The organism is Spongiactinospora gelatinilytica (genome assembly GCF_003236385.1).
GTDB classification, from domain to species: domain Bacteria; phylum Actinomycetota; class Actinomycetes; order Streptosporangiales; family Streptosporangiaceae; genus Spongiactinospora; species Spongiactinospora gelatinilytica.
The window spans coordinates 1-25592 of record NZ_POUA01000061.1 but is presented as its reverse complement, the minus strand read 5'-3'; the positions used below and the strand labels follow the sequence as shown (position 1 = coordinate 25592).

Below are 25592 nucleotides of genomic sequence, written 5' to 3'. Positions count from 1 at the left end.
CCCCCAAACCCCTGGCCGAAGACCGCCCCTGAAGCAACGCTCTTCTGTACGGTTTGGGAGTGGAGCTGCTGCATGGGGCCACCGAGGTGAGCATCAGTGAGGCCGATCTGCGCGATCTGGCTCTGGTGCTGGCCCGTTCGGTCACCGATACCGGAGAGCGGGTCTCGCTGGATACCGTGCTCACCGTGTTCGGGCGCGCGCGGGAGTCGTCGGCCGCGCTCCCTGACGAGGAGTGACCTGTGGCCTTGACCTGCGGCAGGCGGTCGGCCTGTGGGCCGGGCTACCGCTCGAAACGAGATCTAATTCCTTAGGTGAGCGCTTCGTGGCCGTTGAGCGCTTCGTGTGCGGTGGGGCGGAGGGCGCGTAGGGCGGTGTCGGGCTGGTCGGCGAAGAAGCGGATCACTCTGGCCTCGGCCTGGGTTCCCAGCGGGCGGGTCACGGTGATGGGTTCGGCGAGTTCGACGGTGATGTTGGTCTGGGACGACACGGCCACGCCGAGCCTGCCGTCGGCCAGGCCGATCATGCCCTTCTCGTTGAGGTTGCGCGACGACCGGACCGAGGTGATCAGTTCTCTGGGGATGCGCAGGTCGAAGTACACGCCGTAGCGGATGCGCAGTTCGGTGGGGGTGATAACGTGCGGGCGGGTGGCGCAGGCGGCGGCGAACATCAGCCCGTACAGGATGCCGTAGATGTCCAGCACCAGCACCGCGATCCGCAGTCCGGTCGGTACGTCGAGCGCGGACAGCAGTACGTCCAGCGCGACCGTCTCGATGACCAGCGCGAACAGCATGATCAGCGTCATCGTGGCCTGCTCCCGGGAGTACGACACGGCGACGCCGCCCGGGGGCACGCCGTGCCGGCGGCGGGCGAGCCAGATGCCCAGGCCGGCCATGCCACGCAGTTCGATCATCAGCAGCCGGCGGACCTGCACGGGCACCAGCGTGGCGAAGGTCTCGGCGAGCGCGGCCCGACGTACCGTGCCACGCCGCCGTTCGGCCCGGTAGAGGCGGACGACGGTCGTGACCTCCAGGAGCAGCGCCAGTACGACGGCCACCTCGGCCGCCACCAGCACCGGCACCGGCAGGCGCACCCCGGCGACGAGCAGGATGAACAGCAGCAGTTCCCCCGGAATCACCAGGAACATCACGGCACGCGCGGCTTTGATCATCAGACCCTCTCCTGCTCCTGCTCCTGCGACTCGCCTGACCTCGTGTCGATGCTCATTAGAGACGTTGACGTCGCGTAAAGGTCAAGCCGCGCCCCGTGCCGGTGTCCTGGTCTTATCGGGTGAGGTGCCGGCCGCCCGCCACGGCGATGATCTCCCCGTTGACGTGACCGTTCGCGTCGGAGCCCAGGTAGGCGGTGAGGTCGGCGACGTCCTGCGGGGTGCAGATGCGGCCGGTGGGGGTCTTCTCGGACTCGGCGTCCACCAACTTCTGGCCGAAGCCGGGGTGGGTCAGCGCGCGTTCGGTGAGCGTGAATCCGGGGCGTACGACGTTGGTCAAAATACCGTACCGAGCCTCGCGCAGCGCGAACACCCGGGCGGCGGCCTCGATCGCGGACTTGCCCGCCGGATAACCGGCGAACGCCGGTACCGGCTGGTCCACCACGTCCGACGAGATCAGTACGACGCGCCCCCAGCCCCGGGAGCGCATCCCCGGGAACACCGCCTCGGCCAGCCGTACCGTGCCCGCGACGTTCACGGTGAGCGCACGGACCAGCGAGTCCCAGGTCTCCTGCCGATCCGGCCAGGCCACCGCGTTGCCGACCAGGACGTCGATGCCGCCGAGCCCGGCCTCGACGGTGGCCACGGCCTCGGCCATCGAGCCGGGGTCGCCCTGGTCGACGCGTACGCCGAGCGCGGTGCCGCCCGCCTCGCCGATGGCGCCGACGACCTGGTCGGCCCGGTCCGGCCGGGAGAGCCAGCCGACGGCGACCTTGGCCCCCTCGGCGGCGAAGGCGGTCGCGACGGCCGCGCCGATGTCACCGGAACCGCCGGTGACCAGTACCACACGATCCCGCAGACGAAGATCCATGAATCCCTTCCCAGAGATAGATAGCCGACTAACTAATAGCCGACTATACATCGATAGGGTGGGCGGCATGGAGTTCGCCGAGGCCGCCAGGATCAACCGCGCACTGAACAAGGCGGCCAAGCTCTACCGGGCCGCCAAGGCGCGCAAACTGGCCGCCCTCGGCCTGCACCCCGGCCAGGACGTGCTGCTGTGGGTGCTCGCCGAGGCCGGCGACGGGATGACGGTCTCCGAACTGGCCGCCCGCCTGGGCATCGAGCCGCCCACCGCCACCCGCAGCCTGGCCCGCATGGACAAATCCGAACTGTTCCGCCGCGTCCCGGTCCCCACCGACCGGCGGCAGGTCCGCGTGGTGATGACCGAACACGGCCGGGATCTGATCCCCGCCATCGAACGCGCCTGGGCCGAGCTCGCCGAAGAAACCCTCGGCCACCTGCCCAAGGAGACCCGGACGCTGGTGATCGCGGCCCTGGAGGAGGCCAACGACCACCTCCGCCACATCGTCGGCGACGCGGCCGAGGCCATCCTCGCCGACGGCTGAGCCGTCGGCGTCCGGACGGGCCGTTGTTCTGTTATGGATATTTCGTCTTATGGTGGCCCGACGGCCGGCAGACCCTCCAGATCACGCCGGTCGATCGCTTAGGAAAACGCCGGATGCGCGGCCATCGGCGCGGCCATCGGTCACCACTCCATCAAATGGCGTACTGCCCTTGTCAGCCGCCCATGACCTCAGATTCTTGGTGCCGATGGCCGGCCATTGGACGGCCGCACATCGTACTCACCCGCCTTGACATGCGCGACGAACGACTCCCAATCGGCCACACCGAACACCAGCGCCCCACCGGCGCGGTTCTTGGAGTCACGCACGGCGAACGCCCGCCGCGCGCCCGCCGCCGCCACCGCATCCCCGCTCGGCAGAGCGGCGACTTCAACGCAGTTGGTGTGTCCGTTACTACGACTGCTCTTGCGCCAGACGGCGTTCGAGAGATCGGCATTGTGCATGGTCGTCTGCTACCTCACTGTTCGCATTTCCCCGGAAAGTGGTCGGTTGAGTGCCGTGCCCGATTCTTACGGAACCCCATCTGGTGGCGCTGGATTTCACCTGATTTGTCCAGATGTGGCAGTCTCCCGAAAAACTCTGGACACGCCCTCATGCCGTCTTTCCCGTGCAGTGCGAACTCCCGGCAAACCCCTGGCCCAGCGTGAACACGGACCAGGGATCGCGGGCGGTCGAAGACAGACCGAAACTCGGCCCGCGGCTCAGTCCGCGCGGTGGAACTCCGCCAGCCTGGCGGCCTCCGGCGAACCACTGGTCGCCTCGTACCAGTGCGGATAGGTGACGTAGACCAGCTCGGTCGGCTCCTCGGTCCGGTAGACCACCTTCGCCCCGGCACGCAGGTAGATGACCTCCCCCGGCCCGGCGCTGACCGGCCCGTTCTCACCGTCCACGATGAACCGGCCCTTGGTCACGATCAGGGCCTCGTCGTAGGTGACGGTCCAGGGGTTGCTCTCGGCCCCGTCGTAGCGCGCGTAGCCGACCGACATCTTCACATCGTTGGAGCCGTCGAGCACGTCCCCAAGAAAGATCTTCTGTTCGCCCCGCTGCCACCAGACATCAGGCGAGCCGACCGTGAACTTCTCGACCGCGTCGTTCTTCGCTGCCATGACTGCTTCCCCTCGAATCGGAATGCGTTCCGCTTGGTGTAAGCGGAACCCGTTCCGGATGTATTCCCCCTCTATGGGGGGAATCCCGTAGGGTCCGGGTCTGAAGGTGCTGATCTCTGTCGACATGGAGGGCACCTCGGGGATCGCGTATCCCACCGAGACCAATCCAGGGGATACGACTACGAGCGCGGCCGGGCCTTGACGACGGCCGAGGCGAACAGCGTGATCGCCGGGGTACTGGACGCCGAACCCACCGCCGACGCCCTGGTCGCCGACGCGCACGGACCGTTCCGCAACATCCTTCCGGAGCAGCTCGACCGGCGGGCACACCTGATCCGTGGCAAGCCGCGCCCACTGGGCATGCTGGCCGGGCTCGACGAGCACACCGACGCCGTCATGCTCGTCGGTTACCACACACGCCCGAGCCGGTGGCGGACCGGGGCTGCTGGCGCACACGATGAACTGCGGCTGCGCCAGGCCACCGCCGACGCCATCGGGCGGCGAGCGCAGATTCCACCGCTGACCATTTCAGGACCGTTCGACGTCGAGGTCGATCTGCACAACCCGCTCACGGCCGATCTGGCAACGCTGGTGCCAGGCATCTCACGAGCCGCCGGCGGCCGTACGGTCGCCTTCACCACCGCGGACTTCGCCGACGCCTACCGGCTGCTTTTGCTGCTCGGACAGCTCGTCACGATCAAACCCGGCTGATCAATACCCTCAGGCCCCTCAGGTCAGCGTCAGCCCGTGGTCTCGTCGCCGGTCAGCCCGACCTGACCGAAAGCGAGGCCCTGGCCGCGCAGCCGGACCACCCGAGGCGACCATCCAACAGATCAAGCAGGACGAGGCCGCCCGCATCCCCCTCGGCCGCCCGCGGCGAACACGACGAGGCGGCCACCTGGATCCTCCACCTGGCCGCCCCGGCCAGGTCCTTACCATCGACGACGGCCTTGTACTCGCCTGACCTGACGGCGGTCACTGGTCCCGGTGGCGGATGAGGACGTCGAACAAGGGTGCGTGCGGCATGCCGGGGCGTAGCTCGGCGGCCTTGGCCCAGCCCCACTTCAGATAGGCGCGGTACGCCCTTTCGTTCACCGGCCTGACAAGGAGTGTGGCGCGCGGCTCAGGACGCGGGGAGAGTAGTTCGTCGTGGAGGGCGCGGGCAAAACCACGGCCCATCCATTGCTGGCGGACCATGATTTCGGACAGGGCGAATGTTCTGCGCCCGTCTTCATAGGTGAAGCCGGGTTCCGGCTCATACTCCAACCCACGCCACCATGCGGCTCCTGAGCGTTCGTCCAGCGACCATCCCCACGCCTGCCCCACCGGTTCGCCGTCGATATGGGCCACGACAAGGTCGAACCCGGATTTGACGGCGTAGAGGTCGAAGCGCCGCATGGCCTCGTCCTCTGCGGTGAAAGGGTCTCCCTGGGCGATCCGGTCCGCATAGGCGTCACGGTGGATCAAGGCCACCTGGTCGCGTATACGTCTGGCGGCGGCGGCGTCATAACGGCGAAAGGTCGGCTCGGTCATATCCGGTTCCCAGGGTCAGGTGCCGAGAAGGAACGGGCCGCCTGGTCGAAGCGCACGCAGAACTCCTCGGCGGCGAGCTGTTCGGCGGCTGCCCGTACCGGTTGCAACTCGTTCGGCGTGCGCCGGGAGATCAGGCGTTCGCCCAGGTCGGGCAGGATGGACAGGCCCTCATTGATCGCCTGCGCCCGATCTCCACATTGCAACAGCGCGCTGGAAAGACGAGCCCGGTAATAGGCGCGGTTACGAGGTGAGCACCGCACATCACTCACGACCGCCGAGTAGAGATCGACCGACCGCGCCGGGGAGCCCAGATCCATGTATCCCATCGCCTCATACCCGTTGATCTCCGATTCGGTCACGAACCGGGTCCACAATGCGTCATCAGGATGGCCGCCCCGCTGGAGTTCGTCCCTCGCCTGCGCTGCGTTATCAAACCATTACTCTCGCGATAGTGCCTCGCCACTCGCCTCTCGCAACGTCTCATCGCGGGCCGCTCCACACCCGAGCACGCCATCGCTACGCATCCGACACGGACGATCACCGCTAGTGAGCCGGAAGGTGCAAGCCTCATGCAAAGCAGCCATTATGACCTCTCGGCGGGTGGCCGATGAGCGCGTTCATGCTCGGTACCCACCTGATCCGCCCGACGTCTCCCGCCGAGAAGACCGCGCACCGGCTGAAAGCCGTGCTTGCCGCCTTACATGCGATCCACGCGGACCTGGTCAATGATCAAGGACGAGTGCGGCTGTCGCTGTGCCCCGGCCTGGTCGCGTTCGTGCAGGACGACGGGATCTGGTGGCACAGCCGCCGCATGCTGCACCCCGGCATCCCGCTGTACGTCCACCGCTGCACCGTGGACGGCGCGGCCGAGGCCCTTGCCTGCGACTACGCCCTGTTGAACCCGCCCGGCGAGGAGCCGCCCAATGCGGTTGCCAACTGACGGGTTCCTGCTCGGCTGCACCGCACGCCCCCTGCTGATGGTCTGGGAGGTCCAGGCGGGGGAGCGTACCGCAGGCGGGGTCACCGACGACCAGGCCGCTGCCGAGACCGCCATGTTCGACGCCCTGCGCACCCACCCCACCGGCCGGGGCCGGATCCGGTACGCCCGCCTGTCGTTCATCGGCATCGGCTACGTCTACGGCCCGACCCTGTCACCGCGCACGGATGAACGGCGTCACGATGATCGTCGCCGGAAGCGCCGGAGATGCCGGAGACGCCTGGGGCGGCATCCCATGAGCGGGCACGGCGGCGTGGCGCGGGCTTGGGGCGCCGCCGTGCCGGACGGCGGGCCGCCGGGGGCCCGCCCGGCGCGGGGTTGTTCGCAGGGGTTGTTCGCATTTGCGTAGCCCTTCTCCGCTGGTCAAAAGTGGAATCCATGAGAATTCTGATGACCGGGGCGACCGGAAACGTGGGCCGGCTCGTGGTCGACCGCCTCGTCCGCGCGGGGGTCACCGTACGTGCCCTGAGCAGAGACCCCGCCCGCGCCCGCGTTCGCTTCGCCGAGGACGTCGAAGTGGTCGAAGGTGACCTCGCCCGGCCGCAGAGCATGGCCCCGGCGCTGAAGGGGGTGGACGGCATGTACCTTTTCCCGCATGCCGCGACCGCGCCCCAGGTGGTGGCGCTGGCCGGGGAAGCCGGGGTGCGCCGCATCGTCGTACTGTCCTCCGGCGCGGTCACCACCGGCTACGACACCGATTTCCACCTGCCGGTCGAGCACGCGGTGGAGTCCTCCGGGCTGGAATGGACGCATGTGCGGCCGGGCGAGTTCATGCTGAACAAACTGTGGCTGTGGGGACCGTCCATCCGCGCCGAGCGCATCATACGCGAGCCGCTGCCAGACGCGGCCTGGTACCCCGTGCATGAGCAGGACATCGCCGACGTGGCCACGGCCGCGCTGATCGAGGACGGGCACCAGGGCGCGGCCTACACCCTCAACGGACCCGAGCTGATCACCAGGCGCGCCCAGGTGGCGGCCATCGCCGCCGCGATCGGAGCCGAGATCCGCCTGGAGGTGGTCACCCCGGCACAGGCCCGGGAACTGTACCTGGCCCAGGGCGGTTTCGCGGCGGACAACGCCGACTTCCTGACCGGCTTCAAGGACTACTCGGGCGCGGAGGCCGACCCCTCGGCGAAGCAGGAATTCGATCTCGCCATGCTGGGGCCGATGTCCACGGCCGAGGAGGTCACGGGCAGGCCGACGCGTACGTTCGCCGAATGGGCACACGACCACGCGCGCGACTTCCTGGCCGGGGTTCCGTCGGCAGGCTTCTAGGATCTGACGATGCGACTCGACCTGATCACGATCGTCGTGGACGACTATGACTCGGCCATTGAGTTCTTCACCGCCGTCCTGGGGTTCGACCTGGTCGAGGACTCTCCGGCGATGACCAACGACGGCCGCCCGAAGCGCTGGGTCGTCGTACGGCCCCCGGGCGCTCAGACCGGCATCCTCCTCGCCCGCGCGGACGGCCCACACCAATCCGCCGTCGTCGGAAACCAGGTCGCGGGCCGTGTGGGGTTCTTTCTGCGGGTCGAGGACTTCGATACCGCTTACGAACGTATGACCGCTGCGGGCGTGGAGTTCGTCAGGCCGCCTCGCGTGGAGCCTTATGGGCGCGTCGTAGTGTTCGTCGACATCGCAGGCAACCGCTGGGACCTGCTCGGTCCTGCTTGACCGCTATGTGGGGCCGGCGGCTTCTCACGCAGCCCCTCGGCCAGGGCCTGCGCATCGCCCATGCCGCGCTTGGCGGCGTACACCCGTACATCCCGCGTGATCTCCATGGAGCAGAAATGCGATCTCAACCCGGTTCACCGGGCTCCGGGATCTGTCGTGCCCACCCTTAAGCCGGCCAGTCCCCTTGCCACCGACCTGATGCGAACCGCCCCTGGGCTCGGTGGAGGGTTGACTTCTTGAGAGGTTTGGCTCCATATCCTGCGGAACAGTTCTGGGCCGAGGGTCGGGGCCGGGGGCCACATCAAACGTATCGAGATGATCAAGCGGCAGACGTACGGCCGCGCCGACCCTGATCTCCTGCGCGAACGTGTCCCGCCGACCGATCGAAGCCCACTCGACGCGCCCTCACGATCATGATGGGAACCCGTCATGGACCCCAACACGTTCGATGCACGCCATGATTGCGGCGTCCAGTACCAGCCTTTCGATCGTCCTGCAGTGGGTTAGGCGATATGCAAGGGTTTGAGGGCGATCGACGGGCCAGGGTTTGCCTCTCAGTTCGCCTCCACCGGGTGATGGGGTCGGGCGCCGTCGCGAGATGTGTGTGGGATGACGCCGACGGCAGGTCGGCTGCGAGAAGGGTTCCTATTCATGTCGGGAGGCGATGGACGGCTTGGCCGATGTGCTTCTCCAATCCGATGTGCTTCGCCCTCCTCGCTGCCCCGAGTGTCCCGGGCATGCCCGCCGAGTCTGCGACGTCTTAGGTGCCGCTTCGCTGACCGTTGGCACGGCGGTCCCGTCCTGCGGATCAGCGGCTACGAAGAAGCCGAGGGCAGACCAAGAGACGGGGGCGCCAACACCGGTTCAGCGGGGTCCAAGGGTGTGATCGCCGGGCTATTAGGGCGGTCAACAAGGGTTCTCACGGCCACTCACGGATCGTCCTCCGTGCAGGCCGAGGCCCTTGCGCTTGGAGGTCATGCCCTTCTGCAAGTACCACCCCCGCGCGTGCGGGGAGCACATTTCGGCTTGTTGAGCCTCAAGAAGCCGTTCCGGGCCACCCCCGCGCGTGCGGGGAGCACACTTGCTGACCTGCGGGTTTTCCTGGCACTGACGGCGATTTCCTTTAGTTCGAAAACGGTCACTCACCGGCCAGTTCAGGGCATCGTATTCGGCGAGGACGATTTTCTCTACGACTGTGAGGATGCGGCTGGAAGCACGGGAACGATATCTCGCGAGCATGTACGGGCCGAGCGGCTTGTCTGAAGTTGGTGAAAGTTCACGGTCATCGGGGCCGCGTGGGTTGGGTGCCTGGAGGTCTCGGTCGTGGTTGGTGGCTGTGGCGGGTATCGGTGTGCTGGTGGCGGTAGCGCCGGGCAGAGCCCGGCTTTAGGAAGACGGGCCGAGCGTCAGCGAGGTCCAATGCGCGCGAAGCGCGACCCCCGGGCGACACCGCACGCGCGAAGCGCGACCCCCGGGCGACACCGCACGCGCGAAGCGCGACCCCCGGGCGACACCGCACGCGCGAAGCGCGACCCCCGGGCGACACCGCACGCGCGAAGCGCGACCCCCGGGCGACACCGCACGCGCGAAGCGCGACCCCCGGGCGACACCGCACGCGCGAAGCGCGACCCCCGGGCGACACCGCACGCGCGAAGCGCGACCCCCGGGCGACACCGCACGCGCGAAGCGCGACCCCCGGGCGCGAAGCGCGGGCTCTTGGGCGAAGCCCCGCCCAACACGCGGAGCGTGACCCCCGCGCGGAGCGCGGCTTCCGGGCGGAGCCCGACCCCCTGCGCGCGAAGCGCGGCCCCTGGGCGGAGCCCGGTCCTGAAGAGCAGGCCGAGCGTCAGGAGGTCCGTTGGAGGCGCGGCGGTCGTCGCCTCGGTGTGAAGAATCGCTGGTCAGATGATCAGAGCTGCATGTCAACGCGCCCTGCCGACTACGGCGACTTCCTTCACTTTGGTGGCATTCCGCGCGTTAAGGCGGCGGCTTGGAACGACGTATGCCGCATATCCCAGCAGAACGGTGCGGCTCGACGAAGAGATCGGGCGATGGGGACGACAGAGCGGCGGCGGCATGGCATGATTCGTTCAGCCAGTCATAGGAATGGTTTTCATAACCGTATCGGAATCGGGGTGTGAGCAGGCGTGCGTGTTGCATTCGTCGGCAAGGGCGGTAGCGGCAAGACGACCATGTCAGCGCTGTTCACGAGGTACATCGCGGCTCGTGGCGCGCCCGTGGTCGCGATCGACGCGGACATCAACCAGCACCTCGGCATGGTGCTCGGCGTGGAGCAGACCCCCACGCCCATGGGCGCCCACCTCGCGGAGATCAAGGAGTACCTGCGGGGCGACAACCCGCGCATCAGCTCCACCGAGGCGATGGTGAAGACGACGCCGCCCGGCCGGGGCTCCCGGTTGCTCAAGATCTCCGAGGCGACCGACCCGATCCACCAGCGCTTCTCGGTCACCACCCCCGAAGGGCCCGGCCTGATGGTCACCGGCCCCTTCGACGAGGACGACCTCGGCGTGGCCTGCTACCACTCCAAGACCGGGGCCGTCGAGCTCTACCTCAACCACCTCGTGGACGGCCCCGGCGAATACGTCGTCGTGGACATGACCGCCGGAGCCGAGTCCTTCGCGTCGGGGATGTTCACCCGGTTCGACATGACGTTCCTGGTGGCCGAGCCGACCCGCCAGGGGGTCGGCGTCTACCGGCAGTACCGTGACTACTCGGCCGAGTTCGACGTGCCGATCGCGGTCGTGGGCAACAAGGTCCAGGGCCCGGAGGACGTCGAGTTCCTCAAGGGGCACGTCGGCGATGACCTGCTGGTGTGGTTCGAGCACAGCAGGGCCGTGCGGGCGCTGGAGCAGGGCCGGCCGTTCGGGCTCGACGACCTGGAGCCGGCCAACACCGCCGCGCTCGCCGTACTACTGAGCCACCTCGACGCCCAGCAGAAGGACTGGGAGAAGTTCGGCAGGCAGGCCGTGGAGTTCCACCTGCGCAACGCGGCGGCCTGGGCCAGCCGGGCCGCGGGCGAGGACCTTGCGGGGCAGGTCGATCCGGCGTTCGTGTTCGGGCCGCCGAAGCCGCAGGCCCAGCCGGTACCGGCGCCGTCCGCGAGCACGGACGCCAAGCCGGTACACGCGAGTGTCGCCCCATAGCCACCTAGAGCAGATAAATCCCCCCATCTAGCGTCGAAATCAGTCCCTTCCGGAAGGAGACCCAGCATGTCGCTGACCGTTCCCAACGATCTTCTCGACCAGGCGGTGGCAGGAGAGATCGACGACGCGGCGTTCGTCGGCTGCGTCCGCGACTCGCTCCCCTACGCATGGTCCCTGATCAGCGGGCTGGTCGAAGAGCGCGACCGCTCCGGCGCCGCGTTCGCCGACAACCAGACGCCCCCGCCCGACGAGGCGGCCCGTGGCCAGTTGCTGCGCTGCCTGGCCAGCGACGCCATGCGCGGGGCACTGGAGCGCCACTTCGGGGTACGGCTGGCCTTCCAGAACTGCCACCGTGTCGCCGTGTTCGACCCGACCGCCACCGAGGCCCTGCGCGACTTCGTCACCCCAAGGGCCCAGATCCTCAACCAGAAGCCCGAGCTGGTGGACTGCTAGCGGCCCGCGCGTACCCGAGGTAGCACCTCGGCTCCGAGGCGGGTGATGTTCTGGAGGGTGCGGGCGGGTCCGCCCGCACCCTCCACCATGTAGATCAGGTGCCGCAGGCCGGTACGGCGGAGCGTGGCGAGCGTGGTCTCGACGCAGTGGTCCGGCGAGCCGACAGGGTGGATGCGACACAACCTGTCGACATAACCCGAAATATCCTGCTCCCGCTTCGGCCGTCCGTCCACCGTCACATAACCCGCCAGCCCGGGCCCCAGCCACGACGGCATCATGGCGGCCAGCTCCCGCCGGGCCTCCTCCGTCGTGTCGGCCACATGCCCGACCACCGCCGCCACATGATCAACGCGATCCGACACGCTGGCGTACTCCGCGAGCATCGCGGCCTTCTCCTCGTCGTCCATGTGCATCCCGAGCAGCATCGGCAGCCCGCGCCCGGCCGCGAGCGCCAGGGTCCCGCTCGACGTACACGCCACCACCGGACGCAGCTCCGCGCACCCCGGCGGCATCATCGGCACCTCACGAAACCGGAAGAACTCCCCGTCGGCCGCCACCTTCGCAGACCCCAGGGCCGCGCACAGCAGGTCCAGCGACTCGGGGAACCCCCGCTCGAAGCGTTCGATCCCGGTACCGAACACCTCCAGATCCATCCACGGCCCGCCGCGCCCCACTCCCAGCACGAACCGCCCGCCCGACGCGTGGTGCAGCACCGCCGCCTGCTCGGCCAGCGCCACCGGGTGCTGGGTGGACAGCACGCTCACCGCCGTGCCCACCCGGATGCGGGACGTACGGCCGAGCGCCACCCCCGCCAGCGTGGCCGCCGACGGGCACACCCCGTACGACATGAAATGGTGCTCGGCGATCCACGCGTCATCGAACCCGGCCGCCTCGGCGGCGACGATCGCCTCGACGGTGTCGGCCAGCACGTCACCCGCCGCCGCGCCCGGGAACTGGGCGGCCGCCAGAAAAACCCCGGCACGGAAGTCGTTCATCGGCGATCACATGGCGAACAGGTCGAGTTGGCCTTCGGACACGGCAGGGTCGCGGTGCTTCTTCAGGTGCCGCCAGCGCGGCAGGTCGTCGAGGTAGGACCAGGAGAGCCGGTGGTGCGGAGTGGGCCCCAGTTCGGCCAGGGCCGCCTGGTGCGCCGGTGACGGATAACCCGCGTTGTCGGCGAAACCGTACTCCGGAAATCCCAGCTCCGCCATATACCCGTCCCGGCGAACCTTGGCCAGCACCGAGGCCGCCGCCACGGAGATCGACGCCTGATCCCCCTTGACCTCGCACCGGACCGGCCACGGGCAGCCGATGTAGTCGTGCTTGCCGTCCAGGATCACCACGTCGGGACGGTACGGCAGCGCGTCGAGCGCCCGCCTGGCCGCCCGCCGCAGCGCCTCGGTCATGCCCAGTTCGTCGATTTCGGCGGCGCTCGCCTCACCGTGGCCGATGCCCGCCGCCCACTCCTGGACCTCGGCCGCGACGGCCGTACGACGGGCGGCGGTGAGCAGCTTGGAGTCGGTGAGGCCGCTCGGCGGGTCGGACAGATCGGTCACCACCGCGCACACCGACACCGGACCGGCCCACGCTCCCCTGCCGACCTCGTCGATCCCGGCGACCAGCCGGGTCCGCCCGCCCAGCAGTGTCCGCTCGATGGCATAGGAAGGGTTCACGCCGCGAAACGCTACCGCGCCGACAACGCCAGGACACCGTCAACGAGCGGCCAGCCGCAGCGGTTCGAGGTCGGCCGCGAGCACGCGGGCCGCCACGTGCATCGCCCGCAACGTCACCGACACCGAAGGCCGGTTGACGCTGGAGGCGCGCGCGATGGCCAGCACCTCCCGCCCCGGCGGGTCGCCGGGGAACTCCCGCACCACGATGCCGCGCACGCCCGAGGCCAGCGCCAGCGCGGGCACGGCCGCGATCCCGATGCCCTTGGCGACCAGCCCGAGTATCGTCCCCAGCCCCTCGAACTCCCACGGCACCGGCAGCGCGCCTCCCACGTCGGCCAGCAGCCGATCGACCGCCAGCCGGGACGGTTCGCCGTCGGGGGTGGCCATCCACGGTTCGTCGCGCAGTTCGGCGAGCACGACCGGCCGGTCCGGGTCGGCCATCGGGTGCTTGCGCGGCACCACCAGCACCAGCGGGTCGCGCAGCAGCGGGAACGCCCGGAGCTGGTCGGCCGAGCGCTCCCGGGCCCGGCCGTACCAGTCGTCCACCAGGGCGATGTCCACCTCGCCGGACTCGACCTCGCGCATGCCCCGCCCGGAGCGGGCCTGCCGCATCCGCAGCGTCAGGGCGGCGTGCCTGCGCAGCGAGCGGGCGAGCGCGGGGGCGAAGGCGACGGCGGCGGTGGGGAACGCCGTGATCAGTACGCGCCCGGAGGGCGTGGCCGCGTGCGCGGACAGGTCGGATTCGGCGGCCTCGACCATGGACAGGATGCGCTCGGCGTGCTCGACCAGTCGCCGCCCGGCGTCGGTCAGCTCGGCGCTGCGCGCGGTGCGGTCGATCAGTGCGGTGCCGGCCTCGCGTTCCAGCGCCGCGAGCTGCTGGGAAACCGCTGACGGGCTGTAGCCGAGCGAGGCCGCCGTGGCCGCGATGCTGCCCCGCCGGGCGAATTCGCAGATCAGCACTAACCTTCGGAAATCAAGCATCAGCCTTCCTTACGCCTACCCTCCGAAAGCCTCGCTTGTTCTTACGCCTATGTCCAGCCACGCTGGAAAGGTGTCGGTTAACGACCTTGGAGGCACCCCTTGAACGTCACGTTGTCCGCGACCTTGGCGGCGAACGAAGACATCGACCGAAGACGGCGTGCCGGGGAGCGGGTCATCAACCTCGCCTTCGGCGAGGCCGGTCTGCCCGTTCACCCGGCCCTCCAGCGGCGGCTGATCGCGGCGTCGGAGCGCAACGGCTACGGCCCCGTGGCCGGCGCGCCCGATTTGCGCGTGGCGGCGGCCGGATATTGGGAGCGCCGCGGCCTGGCCACCGACCCCGACCTGGTGGTCTGCGGCCCCGGGAGCAAGCCTCTGCTGTACGGCCTGCAACTGGCGATCGGCGGTGACATCGTCCTGCCGATGCCGAGCTGGGTCAGCTACGCCGCCCAGGCCGACCTCGCCGGGGCCCGGTCGCTGCTGGTGCCCACGCCTCCCGGCGAGGGCGGCGCGCCCGACCCGGACCTGGCCCGCTCCGCCGTACTCCACGCGCGGGGGCAGGGCCGCGAGGTGAGTTCGCTGCTGGTGACCCTGCCGGACAACCCGACCGGCACGCTCGCCCGCCCGCAGACCATCCGCCGGCTGGTGGAGCTGGCCCGCGAACTCGACCTCGTCATCATCTCCGACGAGATCTACCGCGACCTCGTCCACGACCCGGCCGCCGACTACCTGAGCCCGGCCGACATCGCCCCGGAGCGCACCGTGATCACCACCGGGCTGAGCAAGAGCCTGGCGCTCGGCGGCTGGCGGATCGGCGTGGCCAGGCTCCCCGACGCGGGCTACGCGCTGCGCGAGCGGATGCTCGCGGTGGCCAGCGAGATATGGTCCAGCCCGGCGGCGCCGGTCCAGCAGGCCGCGGCGTACGCGTTCACCGAGCCCGACGAGCTGGTCGAGCGGGTGGCCGACAGCCGGCGGCTGCACGGCGCGGTGCTGGGCGCGGTGTGGTCGCGCTTCGCCGAGGCGGGCGCGAAGGTCGCCGAGCCGCAGGGCGGCTTCTACTGCTACCCCGACCTGACCCACCTGCGCGACCGGCTGGGCGTGTCGACGGTGCAGGAGTTCTGTGCGCTGCTGCTCGACCGGCACGGCCTCGGCGTGCTGCCCGGCCACGCCTTCGGCGACGACCCGGGCGCGCTGCGGGTCCGGGTGGCCACCAGCCTCCTGTACGGCGAGACCACCGAGCAACGGCTGGCCGCGCTGCGCTCCTCCGACCCGGTGGCCCTGCCGTGGATCGCCGCCGCGCTCGACCACCTGAGCGAGGGCCTGCGCGCGCTGCCCGCCGGGCCGCAGCAGCAGGTGTCCCGCACCCGGATCGGCCCCTCCCTCGTACCGGCCGCCGCGAACTGACCGAACGCGCGAAAGGCCCCGCCCAGATGGTCCGGGCGGGGCTCCTCGATGGTCGGGTTACAGGTCTTCGTCGGCCTCGAAGATGTAGTCCCAGCGGCCGCAGTACTTCTTCTTCTCCTGCTCGGAGTGCCAGTAGCAGACGCGCACCTGCACGGTGTCCACTTCGTGGCCGGAGTAGTGGAAGCTCCGGTAACCGGACGAGCCGCACTTCTTGACCGAGCGGGTCCACTCGTCGCCGTCCTCGTTCTCGAACTTGACCTGCGCGTACCCGCAGAGGTACCAGGGCGAGTTCTTGTCGTAGAGCCGGCCGGACACGCGGACCCTGCCGTCCTCGTCGGCCCAGACGTCGCCGCGGGCCTTGGCTCGCGAGCCGTCGTACCACTTGGAGTAGTCGTAGCCCCAGGAATCCTCGAAGTCGGCTGCGATCGTGGCCGCCGCGGGCGCGGTGGCGGAGGCCGAGGCGGCGGAGGCCGGCAGTGCGATCGCCAGCGCGGTGGCGGTGACGGCGGCCAGGCCGAGCAGGTTGCGGGTCGTGCGACGCATGGTTGTGCTCCTGTACTGAGGACGAGTACCTTGCCCCGTTTCCGGGGCGATGGGTCATTGGTAACCCCGCCCGCCTGCACCGCGCTTACACGCCGTTGATACCTGCCTGCAAAGCGCTATCGCCGGGTTGACGGCGGCTTGCAAGCCCGACCGCTAAGGTGAGCGGGCGAGAACATGAGCGGGCGACACCAGGGCGAGACCAGGGCGACGCAGAAAACAGGGCGACACGGAAAAGGGGCCCGCACCACCATGCGGGCCCCGCCGAATATGTCGGGCACGCACGAGGTCATGGCCGCCCCCGTGATAGGGGCCATGGCCTCTGCGCGTGAACACAGCGTCACCCACCCCGCTCAACAGCAGATCAACAGCGGATCAACGGCGAGTGACAGCCGTGCCATGGCGCACGAGCGCCTTTGGCGCGGCGACGCAAGGTTCTATCATTTGGGCCGTAAAACTTCCCATTAGCGGCGGGGACGTGCGAAATGGCTGTTCAAGGCACAGAAGCCGGGCTGCGCTTCGCCGTACTGGGTCCGGTGCGGGCATGGCGGGACGATGACGAGCTGGATCTGGGCACTCCGCTCCAGCGGTCCATCCTGGCGATGCTCCTGCTCAGAGAGGGTCGTGCGGTCACCCCCACGGAGATGATCGACGCGGTCTGGGGCCAGGACGCACCGCCCCGGGCGCTGGGCGCGCTGCGGACGTACGTGTCGCGGCTGCGTGCCGTACTGGAGCCGGACCGCTCGCCGCGCAGCCGCCCCGAACTGCTCACCTCGGTCGGCAAGGGCTACGCGCTGCGGCTGCCCGAGGGCACGCTGGACCTCACCGTCTTCGAGCGGCACATCGCCCAGGCCGACACCGCGCGGCGGGCCGGGCGCGTCGAGGAGGCCGCCACGCTGCTGCGCGGGGCGCTCGCACTGTCCGGCGGGGAGGCGCTGGCCGGGGCCGTCGGCCCGTACGCCGAGCACCAGCGCGAACGACTGGCCGAGCGCCGGATGCTCGCCATCGAGGCGCTGATGGACCTGGACCTCCAGCTTGGCCGGCACGACCAGGTGGTCTCCGAGCTGATCGTGCTCACCGCCGACCACCCGCTGCGCGAACGGCTGCGCGCCCAGCTCATGCTGGCCTACTACCGCTGCGGGCGGCAGGCCGACGCGCTGGCGGTGTTCACCGAGACCCGTCATGCGCTGATCGAGGAGCTGGGCGTGGACCCCGGCCCCGAGCTGACCGCCCTGCACCAGCGCATCCTGGCCGCCGACCCGACGCTGGCCGTACCGGACGAGCCGCAGGCCGCCGTACGGCCCGCCGAACAGCACCCGGCCGGCGACGACCTGGGCCACCCGGAGGCCGATGAGGAGGAACTGCCCCGCCCAGCCCAGCTTCCCGCCGCGGTCAGCGACTTCACCGGCCGCCGCGAGGTGGTGGCCCGGCTGCGCGCCCTGCTCGCCGAGGCCGCGCGCGACGACCGGCAGGAGGGCGGGATGGCGGTCGCGGCGATCTGCGGCATCGGCGGCGTCGGCAAGACCGCGCTGGCCGTGCATGTGGCGCACGCCGCGGGCGATCTGTTCCCCGACGGGCAGCTTTATGTGGACATGCGCGGCCACGGTACCGAGCAGACCACGCCGCACTCGGCGCTGGCCGCGTTCCTGCGCGCGCTCGGCATGCCGCCGGACATCATCCCCGAGCGCACCGCCGAACGCTCCGCGCTGTACCGCTCGCTGCTGGCCGAACGCCGGATGCTGGTGCTGCTGGACAACGCGCGCAGCACCGAGCAGGTCAGCCCGCTGCTGCCGGGCGCGCCCGGCTGCGCCGCGATCGTGACCAGCCGGACCAAGCTCGCCGACCTGCCCGCCGCCCGGCTCATCGACCTGGACGTACTGGAGCCGACCGAGGCGCTGTCGCTGTTCGGTGCGGTCGCCGGGACCGAACGGGTGGCCGCCGAGCGGGCCGCGGCGATGGACGTCGTGGCCGCCTGCGGGTTCCTGCCGCTGGCGGTGCGGATCGTGGCGGCCCGGCTGGCCGCCCGGCCGTCCTGGACGGTGGCCTCGCTGGTGCCCCGGCTGGCCGACGAACGCCGCCGCCTCGACGAGCTGAAGGTCGGCACGCTGGCGGTGGACGCGACCTTCGCGCTCGGCTACAACCAGCTCGATCCCGGCCAGGCCCGGGCCTTCCGGCTGTTGTCGCTGCCCACCGGCCCGGACATCTCCTCCTCGGCCGCCGCCGCGCTGCTGGACCGCGCCCCCGTCGAGGCCGAGGACCTGCTGGAGTCGCTGGTGGACGCCAGCCTGCTGGAGGCCCCCGCCCCCGGCCGCTACCGCTTCCACGACCTGCTGCGGCTGTTCGCCCGCCGGGAGGCGGAGAACTCCGAGCACCCCGAGGCGCGCGAGCAGGCCCTCGCGCGGCTGCTGGACTTCTACCTGGCCACCGCCAAGGAGGCGCACCGGCTGGGGTACGAGGGCAGCCGGGTGTCCGACGGGTTCGCGGTGTCCGGCAGCGGGCGGGCGTTCGGCAGCGCCGACGAGGCCGTGGCGTGGCTGACGGTGGAGGCCGACGCGCTGTTCGCGGTGATCGCGCAGGCCGCCGACACGCCGGGGCGGTCCATCCTGCCCGCCGCCGACCTGCTGCTGGCGATCGAGCCGCTGCTGGAGTCCGGTACGCACGGCCGGGAGCTGGAACGGCACGCCCGCCTGGTGATCGCCGCGGCCGGGCGGGACGGCGACCGCCACAGCGAGGTGCGCGCCCGGTACATCCTGGGGCGGGTGCTGTTCGGCATGGACCGGCTGCGCGACGCCGAGGAGCAGTTCGCCGCCGCGCTGGAGCTGGCGGAGGCGAGCGGTGAGCGGATCGTGCTCGGCGAGACGCTGAACGCGCTGGCCGTGGTGGCCGGCCGACAGCGCCGCCACCACGAGGCGCTGGCGCACTTCGACGCGGCCATGCGGGTCTACCGGGACATGGACGCCCCCGCGGGCGAGGCCCTGGTGCTCAGCTACTCGGTGCGCGACCACCTCGGGCTCGGCCGCGCCGACGACGCCATCGCCGCCGCCGAACGCGGGCTGGCGATCTTCACCGAGATGGGCAGCGGCGCGGGCACCGCGCGGGCCCGCTACCACCTGGGAATCGTGCTGTCCAAGGTCGGGCGGCTGAATGAGGCCGTGCACCATCACGCCGAGTGCCTCGCCTTCTTCCGGGCCAGCAACCAGCACGTGTGGGAGCAGCGGGTCTGTTGCCGGCTGGCGGAGACGTTCATCGCGGCCGGCCGGTTCACGGACGCGGTACGGCATGCCGAGCAGGCCCTGACGGTGAGCCGCCAGATCGGCCACCCGTACGGCGAGGCGCTGTCACTGGCCGTCCTCGGCCGGGCCCTCGCCGAACTCGGCGACGCGGGGCGCAGCCGGGAATGCCTGCGCCGGGCGTACGACATCTTCGCCCGGCTCGGCGCCCCCGAGGCCGGTGACCTGCGCATCCTGCTCGAACGCACCCAGGTCGACCAGGTCGGTACCTGACCCGCCCGGACCGGTGAGCGCGCAGTCCAGCCCGGCGAACAGGTCGTCGTCGAGACGTGTCATCCGCACATGGTTGATCACGTTGGCCGTCCTCGTCTGCCAGGCAAGGGAAGAAAGCGGCCCGACCGGCCACCTTGCCGCCGCACGGCGCTAGGGGGCCCGGATTACCGGATGCGCCGTGCGACGGTCAGCCGCCTCACTCTGGCGACCGGCCGGACCTGAGCACGTCCCTCGAACCCCCCAAGGTCCGTGCTCATGGCGAAAAGGCTCCCCGGTGGGAGTCAACATCCGATCAACGGTGGATGAAACGGCGGGTCAGAGCGTGAGGAAGCCCTCCGCGAGCAACGTCCGGACCGGCTCGGGGACACCGTTCGCGGGCTCGGTCCCGGTGAGTTCGGCGATCGCCACGAGCAGCGGCCCGAGCGGCAGGTCACCGTCGCACACCCCGGCCAGCGCCGCCTCGGCCGTGCCCACCTGGGCGGTACGGCGCAGCCCGCGCGTCTGCCTGAGCAGGATGCGCGCCGGGTCCTCGGCTCCCGGAGGGCCGATCCGCTCCTCCACGACGCCTTCGGCGAGCCGGAGCCGGGCGGCCAGCAGGTCGTCATCGCCCGCCCGGTGCGAGGCGGCGATCGAGGCGAGCACGTCGTCCACGTAGCCGCCGACCGGGAGTTCCACCCGCTGGGTCAGCTCTTCGACGCGCACCACCGGGTCGTCCGCGCCCGAGGCGTGCAGGGTGATCCAGCCGAACCCGACGCCCGTGGCGTTCAGCGCGGCCAGCCGGTCCAGCCAGGCGTCATAGCGCCGCCGGTAGCCCGCGCCGCCGTGCTCGGCGGAGTCGCGCAGCCACAGCTCGACGTACTCGGCCGCGTCCTGGACGTCGCGCTGGACGGCCCAGCCGTCGCAGCCGGTCTCGGCCAGCCAGCCGCCGACGCGGTCCCGCCAGTCCTCGCCCTTGACGTGGAGCCAGTTGGCCAGCAGGTGGCAGCGTCCGCCGGGGGCGAGGTGGCGCGGGGCCCGCCGTACCAGGTCGCGGCAGAAGGAGTCGGCCCCCTCGCCGTGCCGGTCGGATCGGTAGACCAGCCCGTCGTCCGGGGCGATCACGAACGGCGGGTTGGACACCACCAGGTCGAAGCGCTCGCCCGCGACCGGCTCGAACATCGGGCCCTGCCGGGCCTCGACGCCCTCGGTGATGCCGGACAGCCGCCAGCTCAGCCGGGCCAGCGCGAGCGCGCGCGGGTTGACGTCGGTCGCGACGATCTGCCCGGCCCGCCCGGCCAGGTGGAGCACCTGGACGCCGCAGCCGGTGCCGAGGTCCAGCGCACGCCCGGCGGGGCGGGTGGAGGCGAGCTGGGCGAGGTTCGCCGACGCGCCGCCCGCGCCGACGACGTGATCGGGCCGCAGCGGCGGGTCGCCCGGCCGTACCTTGCGGTCCGACACGACGTGGCCGCCGGTCTCCCACGGTTGCAGATGTACGGCGGCGCGGACGCCGTCCGGGGTCGCGGTCACCAGCCCGGCCGCGCCCAGGTCCGCCCACAGCCCACCGGCGGCGGGCAGCGCCGCCTCCGGGACCGGCACGCCGAGCCACCACAGCCGGATCAGCGCGGCCAGCGGATCTGTGTCGCGGGTGGCCCGCAGCGCCGGGACGACCTCCTCGCGGGCGAGCGCGGCGGCGGCCGTGTCGCCGAGCCGGGCGCGTACGCCGTCGAGGGTGTAGCCCGATTCGGTCAGCAGCTCATGCAACCTGACGATCTGGTCATCGGCTATATTCTCCGGCATTCACCCTCATTCCCTACCGGTACCGCACACCATCCCGCTACTGACATGCAAGTGGACGGCAAGGACGCCGAGGTACCTATGGTGCGGTAAATCCTGCTCATCCGTACGACCCCTGGAGGTGGATCCCCGATGTTGATCCCCTGCATGGCCTGCGACTCCCGGTTCCTTCCCGACGAGTACTTCCGCGCCTGCCACAACTACCAGCGCGGAACGGATTCCGTCGCATGGACCTGCCCGCACTGCGGGAACCAGGACGACCTTCGCATTCTGCCCGGTGAGCTGGGATTCGGCGCCACCGGCCGCGGCCGGTTCGACGTCCACGACCGCGTACGCGTGCCCGGCCTGCGGCGCCGCCGCCAGGACCTGCGGCTGGACATCTCTTTGGACCAGAAGGTCTGGCGGGTGCCGACCGCCACGCGGCGGCCCGGCGAGGCACGCTGCTTCTTCTGAATCTTGCGAGTGGGCGCTTCAGGGCGTCTGGCGCAGGCTGTGCCAGGCCGCCGCGCTCAGCGCGGCGATCTCCTCCGGCGTCGGCTGGTGGGCGCCGGCGAACCACAGGCGGCAGATCTCCTGGGCGGGCCCCAGCCACAGCACGTAGCACATCGTGGTCGGCACCGGCTGGAGCAGCCCCGCCCGCATGTGCGGACGCCACCACTCCGAGACCTTGCGGAAGAACGCGCGCCGGGCCTCGCCCACCTCCGCGCCCCCCGGCTCCTCGCGGCGCGGCGGACGCTCGCTGATCAGCACGCGGGCGCGCTCGGGGTACTCGCCGCACCAGGCCATGTGGAAGGCGACGATCGCCTCGATGCCGGCCCTGGCCTCCTCGTGGCGGGTCAGCTCGGCGAGGAACGCCTCCTGGTACATCGTCTGGATCTCGGCGTAGAGCACGCCGTAGACGTGTTCCTTGCTGGCGAAGTGGTGGTAGAAGCTGCCGACACTGACCCCGCTCTCCTCACGCAGGCTGGCCAGTGTGGTGGCCGACACGCCGTCCTGGCTGAACCGGCGCAACGCGCCGTCGATGATCCGGGTACGGCCGTCGCGTCCGCTCTTGACACTCTTCACGCGGTCAATGGTGGGGGAGCGGAACGTGCTCCGCAAACGCCGTCGCGTCCTGGCTGACCTGCGCGCGGAGCGGCCCGGCTCCGGGGAGCGCCCCTATGGACGGAGCAAGGGGTCCGGCGCCTACCCTGAAGTGGTGTACCGGTTCCTGCTGACCCCTCGATGGCTCGTGCTGCACGTGGTGGTGCTGCTGGTCATCCCGGCTTTCGTGTTCCTGGGGCGGTGGCAGTTCGGCCGGTACGAGGAGCGTTCCGGGGACAGCGAGCGGATCACCGCCAGCCTGCACGCGCCCGCCGTACCGCTCGCGCGGCTGGCCCCACCTGGCGGGCCTTCCGTACGACCGGCCGACGAATATCGCGCCGTCGAGGCGTCCGGCACCTACGACGCCGGGCACGGGCTGCTGGTCCGCCGCCGCCCGCAGAACGGCATGACCGGCTACTACGTACTCACGCCGCTGGTCACCGCGCCGGGACAGGCCGTGATCGTGAACCGGGGGTGGGTGCCCGCGGGCGCGACCGCCGACACCCCGCCGCAGGTGCCTCCGCCGCCCACCGGGCAGGTCACCGTGACCGGACGACTGCGGCTCGCCGAGAACGAGGAGAGCGCGGGCATCCGCGACCGGCGGGGACTGCCGCCCGGGCAGGTGCTGCTGATCGACACGGCGGCGATCGGCGCGGGCCTGCCGTACAAGATCGTCGATGGGTACGTCGAGCTGACCGCGCAGCGCCCGGCCCCGGCCAGGGCTCCCGAGCCCGTCCCCGCACCCGACGTCGCCAGCGGCGGAGGGCTCAACCTCGCGTACGGCGTGCAGTGGTGGCTGTTCATCGCCATCGCCGTGGGCGGCTGGATCTTCCTGATCCGCCGCGAGGCCGCCGACATCAGGGCCGGTACCACCGAGACGGACTCCGCGAACACGGACGAAGAGCGCCAAGAGGAGCCGCTGCCCGCCGCCGAGCGGCCGGGCTGACCCTCCGCGAAGAACGCGATACAGACAGCCGCGCGTGGCGCGGGCGCGAGCGCGGGCCCGGAGGATTCAGCGGAGCGTCCCGGCCGCGCCACGCCGGGTTATTCCGGCCGCCCGGAGGGGCGAATTCCCGCCCTCGCCGGCGAGTATCGGCAGCCCGCGGTGCAGGAACGGATACCAACCGGAGACCTCCCAGCTTGTTCTGTGTGATGCCCGCGTCATACGGTTTCCCATGTGACTTCGCCGCTGCTACCCGACCCCGAGCCCAGGCGGCGCGACTATGTGATCGTCTCGGCCGACGATCACCTCATCGAGCCGCCCGAGATGTTCGAGGACAGGCTGCCCGAGAAATACGCCGACCTGGCGCCCAAGGTCGTGGAGACCGAAGCGGGCCACCAGGTGTGGCGGTACGGCGGAGCCACCTACCCCTGCGCCGGGCTCGACGTCGGCGCGGGCCTGCCCCGCGAGCAGTGGACCATGGAACCGGTGCGGTTCGAGCACATGCGGCCGGGCTGCCACGACATCGAGGCGCGGATCCAGGACATGGACCGCGCGGGGATCTGGGCCGCGCTGTGCTTCCCCGGCATGCTCGCCGGACAGGCCGGCATGGTCTTCTCCAAGACCCGCGACCAGGATCTCGGCCTCGCCGTGCTGCGGGCCTGGAACGACTGGCACGTAGACGTCTGGGCGGGCACGTATCCCGAGCGGATCATCGCCCTGCAACTCCCCTGGCTGTCCGACCCCGAGGTGGCCGCCAAGGAGATCCGCGCCAACGCCGCGCGCGGCTTCAAGGCCGTGGCCTTCCCCGAGTTCCCCACCCGGGTGCGCCTGCCGTCCATCCACTCCGGCCACTGGGACCCGCTGTTCGCGGCCTGCGAGGAGACCGGCACGGTGGTGTGCCTGCACGCCGGTTCCGCCTCCTGGTCCCCGGTCCCCTCCCCCGACACCCCGATCGAGGCGATCACCACGCTGATGCCCACCAGCGCGATGTTCGCCTGCGCCGACTGGCTGTGGTCGGGGGTGCCGCTGCGGTTCCCCGCGCTGCGCATCCTGATCGTGGAGGGCGGGGTGGGCTGGCTGCCGATGCTCGCCGAACGGGCCGACTACGCGCTCGACCACCCGGTGGCGGGCGAGGCGTCCTGGGAGGGCGGCCTGAAGCCCAGCGAGGTGCTGCGCCGCAACTTCTACTTCGGCACGCTCAACGACCACGCGCTGTCCGGCGTACGTCTGGCGGTCGGCCTGGATCACGTACTGCTGGAGAGCGGCTATCCGCACTCCGACTCGACCTGGCCGGACACCCAGCGCGCGGTCGCCCGCAACCTCGGCACCCTGCCGCCGGCCGACATCGCCAGAGTCGCGTACGGCAACGCGGCCCGGCTGTTCGGCCATCCGCTGCCCTCGCGGGCCTGGCTGCGGATGGAGGAGCTCTAGGTGCCCTGGGGGGTCGTGATCCGATCGACGGGCACGCCGTGCTGCGGCATGCGCTCCCACTCGACGAACCGCCCGCTCTCGCCGAGCAGCGAGCCGACCAGCCACAGGAAGACCCCGAAGTCGTCGGCCACGCCGATCAGCGGCATGAGGTCGGGCAGGATGTCGATCGGGGAGACCATGTAGAGCACGCCGAGGCCCATCAGGGCCAGCTTGCTCTTGGCCATACCCGGGTACGTGCCCCGGGTCACCCCCTTGACCAGCCGGGGCACCGCCCGCAGCCTGGTCAGCAGCCCTGCCGATCCGGTCCGGCCCATCTGCCGATACGCCCGGACTAACGCCGCGCCGCGCGCCACCTTCACCATCATGCACCTCCGCTTGGTCCCCGCCGACCTCTACCCTGTGCTCTCTTGACATAACGAGCTTCCTGGCACTCCAGGTTCCTGCTATGGGGGTTACCGGAGTCCATATCGATGAATTGCCGGGAAGCGCGGGCATCGCGTTTTGTGGTGTGTTACAAACACACCGTGACCACCCCTCGGCGTACCCCGCCCACCCCCCGGGCCGACGACGGCGTCGCACCCCACGCGCCCCAGGCGATCTTCCCCGCGGCCCACGCCCACGATCGCAGCCGCGCGAAGTTCCCCGCCGGTCGCCACCTCGGCACCCTCGCCAGCGCCGTGGGGACCGCGGGCCTGCTCGCCGCAGCCGCTTCAGGCCCCGCCATAGCCTGTCTCTTATAAAC

The 25592-nt window shown here is 70.6% G+C and carries 27 protein-coding genes and 1 pseudogene; 15 read left to right on the top strand and 13 right to left on the bottom strand.

What is annotated here, in order from left to right; genetic code table 11:
- Positions 1-59: 59 nt before the first annotated feature.
- Positions 60-236, top strand: a complete 177-nt coding sequence (locus C1I98_RS41310) for a hypothetical protein (protein WP_158557988.1) — start codon at positions 60-62, stop codon at positions 234-236.
- Positions 237-307: 71 nt separating this feature from the next.
- Here the strand turns inward: C1I98_RS41310 and C1I98_RS10710 are convergent, their stop codons facing one another.
- Both C1I98_RS10710 and C1I98_RS10705 read right to left on the bottom strand, forming a co-directional pair.
- The gene (locus C1I98_RS10710; protein ID WP_111167010.1) at positions 308-1168 is read right to left on the bottom strand and encodes a hypothetical protein; all 861 of its coding nucleotides are present in this window, start codon (positions 1166-1168) and stop codon (positions 308-310) included.
- A gap of 112 nt (positions 1169-1280) precedes the next feature.
- Positions 1281-2036, bottom strand: coding sequence for an SDR family NAD(P)-dependent oxidoreductase (locus tag C1I98_RS10705; RefSeq protein WP_111167009.1), 756 nt, complete (start codon positions 2034-2036; stop codon positions 1281-1283).
- 67 nt (positions 2037-2103) lie between these two features.
- On the opposite strand from C1I98_RS10705, the gene C1I98_RS10700 reads away from it, so the two are divergent.
- Positions 2104-2574 (top strand): MarR family winged helix-turn-helix transcriptional regulator, encoded by a 471-nt coding sequence (locus C1I98_RS10700; protein ID WP_111167012.1) that lies wholly within the window; start codon positions 2104-2106, stop codon positions 2572-2574.
- Between the two features lie 188 nt (positions 2575-2762).
- Here C1I98_RS10700 and C1I98_RS10695 read toward each other — a convergent pair whose 3' ends face one another.
- Both C1I98_RS10695 and C1I98_RS10690 read right to left on the bottom strand, forming a co-directional pair.
- Entirely contained in the window at positions 2763-3035 is a 273-nt protein-coding gene (locus tag C1I98_RS10695) for a DUF397 domain-containing protein (protein WP_111167008.1), read from the bottom strand.
- A 258-nt stretch (positions 3036-3293) separates the two neighbouring features.
- The gene (locus tag C1I98_RS10690) at positions 3294-3698 is read right to left on the bottom strand and encodes a EutQ-related cupin domain-containing protein (protein WP_111167007.1); all 405 of its coding nucleotides are present in this window, start codon (positions 3696-3698) and stop codon (positions 3294-3296) included.
- Between the two features lie 124 nt (positions 3699-3822).
- On the opposite strand from C1I98_RS10690, the pseudogene C1I98_RS44975 reads away from it, so the two are divergent.
- A pseudogene (locus C1I98_RS44975) lies at positions 3823-4067 on the top strand (M55 family metallopeptidase); the annotation flags it as partial.
- A complete protein-coding gene (locus C1I98_RS44970) occupies positions 4059-4409 on the top strand; it encodes a M55 family metallopeptidase (RefSeq protein WP_368773523.1) in 351 nt (116 codons plus the stop codon). The pseudogene C1I98_RS44975 and the gene C1I98_RS44970, both read left to right, overlap by 9 nt.
- Positions 4410-4673: 264 nt before the next feature.
- On the opposite strand, the gene C1I98_RS10675 is transcribed toward C1I98_RS44970, so the two are convergent.
- Both C1I98_RS10675 and C1I98_RS10670 read right to left on the bottom strand, forming a co-directional pair.
- Positions 4674-5231, bottom strand: a complete 558-nt coding sequence (locus tag C1I98_RS10675; protein WP_111167005.1) for a GNAT family N-acetyltransferase — start codon at positions 5229-5231, stop codon at positions 4674-4676.
- Complete coding sequence (locus C1I98_RS10670) at positions 5228-5590, bottom strand: hypothetical protein (protein WP_146607358.1); 363 nt, start codon at positions 5588-5590, stop codon at positions 5228-5230. The genes C1I98_RS10675 and C1I98_RS10670 overlap by 4 nt, the downstream gene beginning before the upstream one ends.
- A 248-nt stretch (positions 5591-5838) precedes the next feature.
- Between C1I98_RS10670 and C1I98_RS10665 the strand changes: the two genes are divergently transcribed.
- The 6 genes from C1I98_RS10665 (at position 5839) to C1I98_RS10635 (ending at position 11522) form a co-directional block, all read left to right on the top strand.
- A complete protein-coding gene (locus tag C1I98_RS10665) occupies positions 5839-6171 on the top strand; it encodes a hypothetical protein (RefSeq protein ID WP_111167003.1) in 333 nt (110 codons plus the stop codon).
- On the top strand, positions 6155-6577 hold the full coding sequence (locus C1I98_RS10660) for a hypothetical protein (RefSeq protein ID WP_111167002.1): 423 nt from the start codon (positions 6155-6157) through the stop codon (positions 6575-6577). Before C1I98_RS10665 ends, C1I98_RS10660 begins: the two co-directional genes overlap by 17 nt.
- A gap of 29 nt (positions 6578-6606) precedes the next feature.
- Positions 6607-7503 (top strand): SDR family oxidoreductase, encoded by an 897-nt coding sequence (locus C1I98_RS10655; protein ID WP_111167001.1) that lies wholly within the window; start codon positions 6607-6609, stop codon positions 7501-7503.
- A gap of 9 nt (positions 7504-7512) precedes the next feature.
- The gene (locus tag C1I98_RS10650; RefSeq protein WP_111167000.1) at positions 7513-7905 is read left to right on the top strand and encodes a VOC family protein; all 393 of its coding nucleotides are present in this window, start codon (positions 7513-7515) and stop codon (positions 7903-7905) included.
- Between the two features lie 2147 nt (positions 7906-10052).
- Positions 10053-11069: an ATP-binding protein gene (locus C1I98_RS10640; protein WP_111166998.1), complete on the top strand. Its 1017-nt coding sequence runs from the start codon at positions 10053-10055 to the stop codon at positions 11067-11069.
- Between the two features lie 66 nt (positions 11070-11135).
- Entirely contained in the window at positions 11136-11522 is a 387-nt protein-coding gene (locus C1I98_RS10635) for an SCO5389 family protein (RefSeq protein WP_111166997.1), read from the top strand.
- On the opposite strand, the gene C1I98_RS10630 is transcribed toward C1I98_RS10635, so the two are convergent.
- Genes C1I98_RS10630 through C1I98_RS10620 form a run of 3 tightly spaced genes read right to left on the bottom strand, consistent with a single transcriptional unit; the run spans position 11519 to position 14176 of the window.
- Positions 11519-12517 (bottom strand): LLM class flavin-dependent oxidoreductase, encoded by a 999-nt coding sequence (locus tag C1I98_RS10630; protein ID WP_111166996.1) that lies wholly within the window; start codon positions 12515-12517, stop codon positions 11519-11521. The two genes, C1I98_RS10635 and C1I98_RS10630, sit on opposite strands and share 4 nt — an antisense overlap.
- 6 nt (positions 12518-12523) lie before the next feature.
- Positions 12524-13195: a ribonuclease HII gene (gene rnhB / locus C1I98_RS10625; RefSeq protein WP_111166995.1), complete on the bottom strand. Its 672-nt coding sequence runs from the start codon at positions 13193-13195 to the stop codon at positions 12524-12526.
- Positions 13196-13234: 39 nt separating this feature from the next.
- A complete protein-coding gene (locus C1I98_RS10620; protein ID WP_111166994.1) occupies positions 13235-14176 on the bottom strand; it encodes a LysR family transcriptional regulator in 942 nt (313 codons plus the stop codon).
- Positions 14177-14275: 99 nt separating this feature from the next.
- Here C1I98_RS10620 and C1I98_RS10615 point away from each other — a divergent pair, with 99 nt between their 5' ends.
- Positions 14276-15577, top strand: coding sequence for a pyridoxal phosphate-dependent aminotransferase (locus C1I98_RS10615; protein ID WP_111166993.1), 1302 nt, complete (start codon positions 14276-14278; stop codon positions 15575-15577).
- A 57-nt stretch (positions 15578-15634) separates the two neighbouring features.
- Here C1I98_RS10615 and C1I98_RS10610 read toward each other — a convergent pair whose 3' ends face one another.
- Positions 15635-16120: a hypothetical protein gene (locus C1I98_RS10610; protein ID WP_111166992.1), complete on the bottom strand. Its 486-nt coding sequence runs from the start codon at positions 16118-16120 to the stop codon at positions 15635-15637.
- 482 nt (positions 16121-16602) lie between these two features.
- On the opposite strand from C1I98_RS10610, the gene C1I98_RS10605 reads away from it, so the two are divergent.
- A complete protein-coding gene (locus C1I98_RS10605; RefSeq protein ID WP_111166991.1) occupies positions 16603-19620 on the top strand; it encodes an AfsR/SARP family transcriptional regulator in 3018 nt (1005 codons plus the stop codon).
- Positions 19621-19935: 315 nt separating this feature from the next.
- On the opposite strand, the gene C1I98_RS10600 is transcribed toward C1I98_RS10605, so the two are convergent.
- Positions 19936-21396, bottom strand: coding sequence for a DUF7059 domain-containing protein (locus C1I98_RS10600; protein WP_111166990.1), 1461 nt, complete (start codon positions 21394-21396; stop codon positions 19936-19938).
- A 129-nt stretch (positions 21397-21525) separates the two neighbouring features.
- Between C1I98_RS10600 and C1I98_RS10595 the strand changes: the two genes are divergently transcribed.
- Positions 21526-21846 carry a hypothetical protein gene (locus C1I98_RS10595; protein ID WP_111166989.1) on the top strand — a complete coding sequence of 107 codons (321 nt, stop codon included), beginning with the start codon at positions 21526-21528 and terminating at the stop codon, positions 21844-21846.
- 18 nt (positions 21847-21864) lie between these two features.
- Here C1I98_RS10595 and C1I98_RS10590 read toward each other — a convergent pair whose 3' ends face one another.
- Positions 21865-22458 (bottom strand): TetR/AcrR family transcriptional regulator, encoded by a 594-nt coding sequence (locus C1I98_RS10590; protein ID WP_111166988.1) that lies wholly within the window; start codon positions 22456-22458, stop codon positions 21865-21867.
- A 25-nt stretch (positions 22459-22483) separates the two neighbouring features.
- On the opposite strand from C1I98_RS10590, the gene C1I98_RS10585 reads away from it, so the two are divergent.
- Both C1I98_RS10585 and C1I98_RS10580 read left to right on the top strand, forming a co-directional pair.
- Positions 22484-23422 (top strand): SURF1 family cytochrome oxidase biogenesis protein, encoded by a 939-nt coding sequence (locus tag C1I98_RS10585; RefSeq protein ID WP_233507677.1) that lies wholly within the window; start codon positions 22484-22486, stop codon positions 23420-23422.
- 231 nt (positions 23423-23653) lie between these two features.
- On the top strand, positions 23654-24850 hold the full coding sequence (locus C1I98_RS10580) for an amidohydrolase family protein (protein ID WP_111166986.1): 1197 nt from the start codon (positions 23654-23656) through the stop codon (positions 24848-24850).
- On the opposite strand, the gene C1I98_RS10575 is transcribed toward C1I98_RS10580, so the two are convergent.
- Entirely contained in the window at positions 24847-25215 is a 369-nt protein-coding gene (locus tag C1I98_RS10575; protein WP_233507675.1) for a YkvA family protein, read from the bottom strand. The two genes, C1I98_RS10580 and C1I98_RS10575, sit on opposite strands and share 4 nt — an antisense overlap.
- Positions 25216-25592 lie beyond the last annotated feature (377 nt).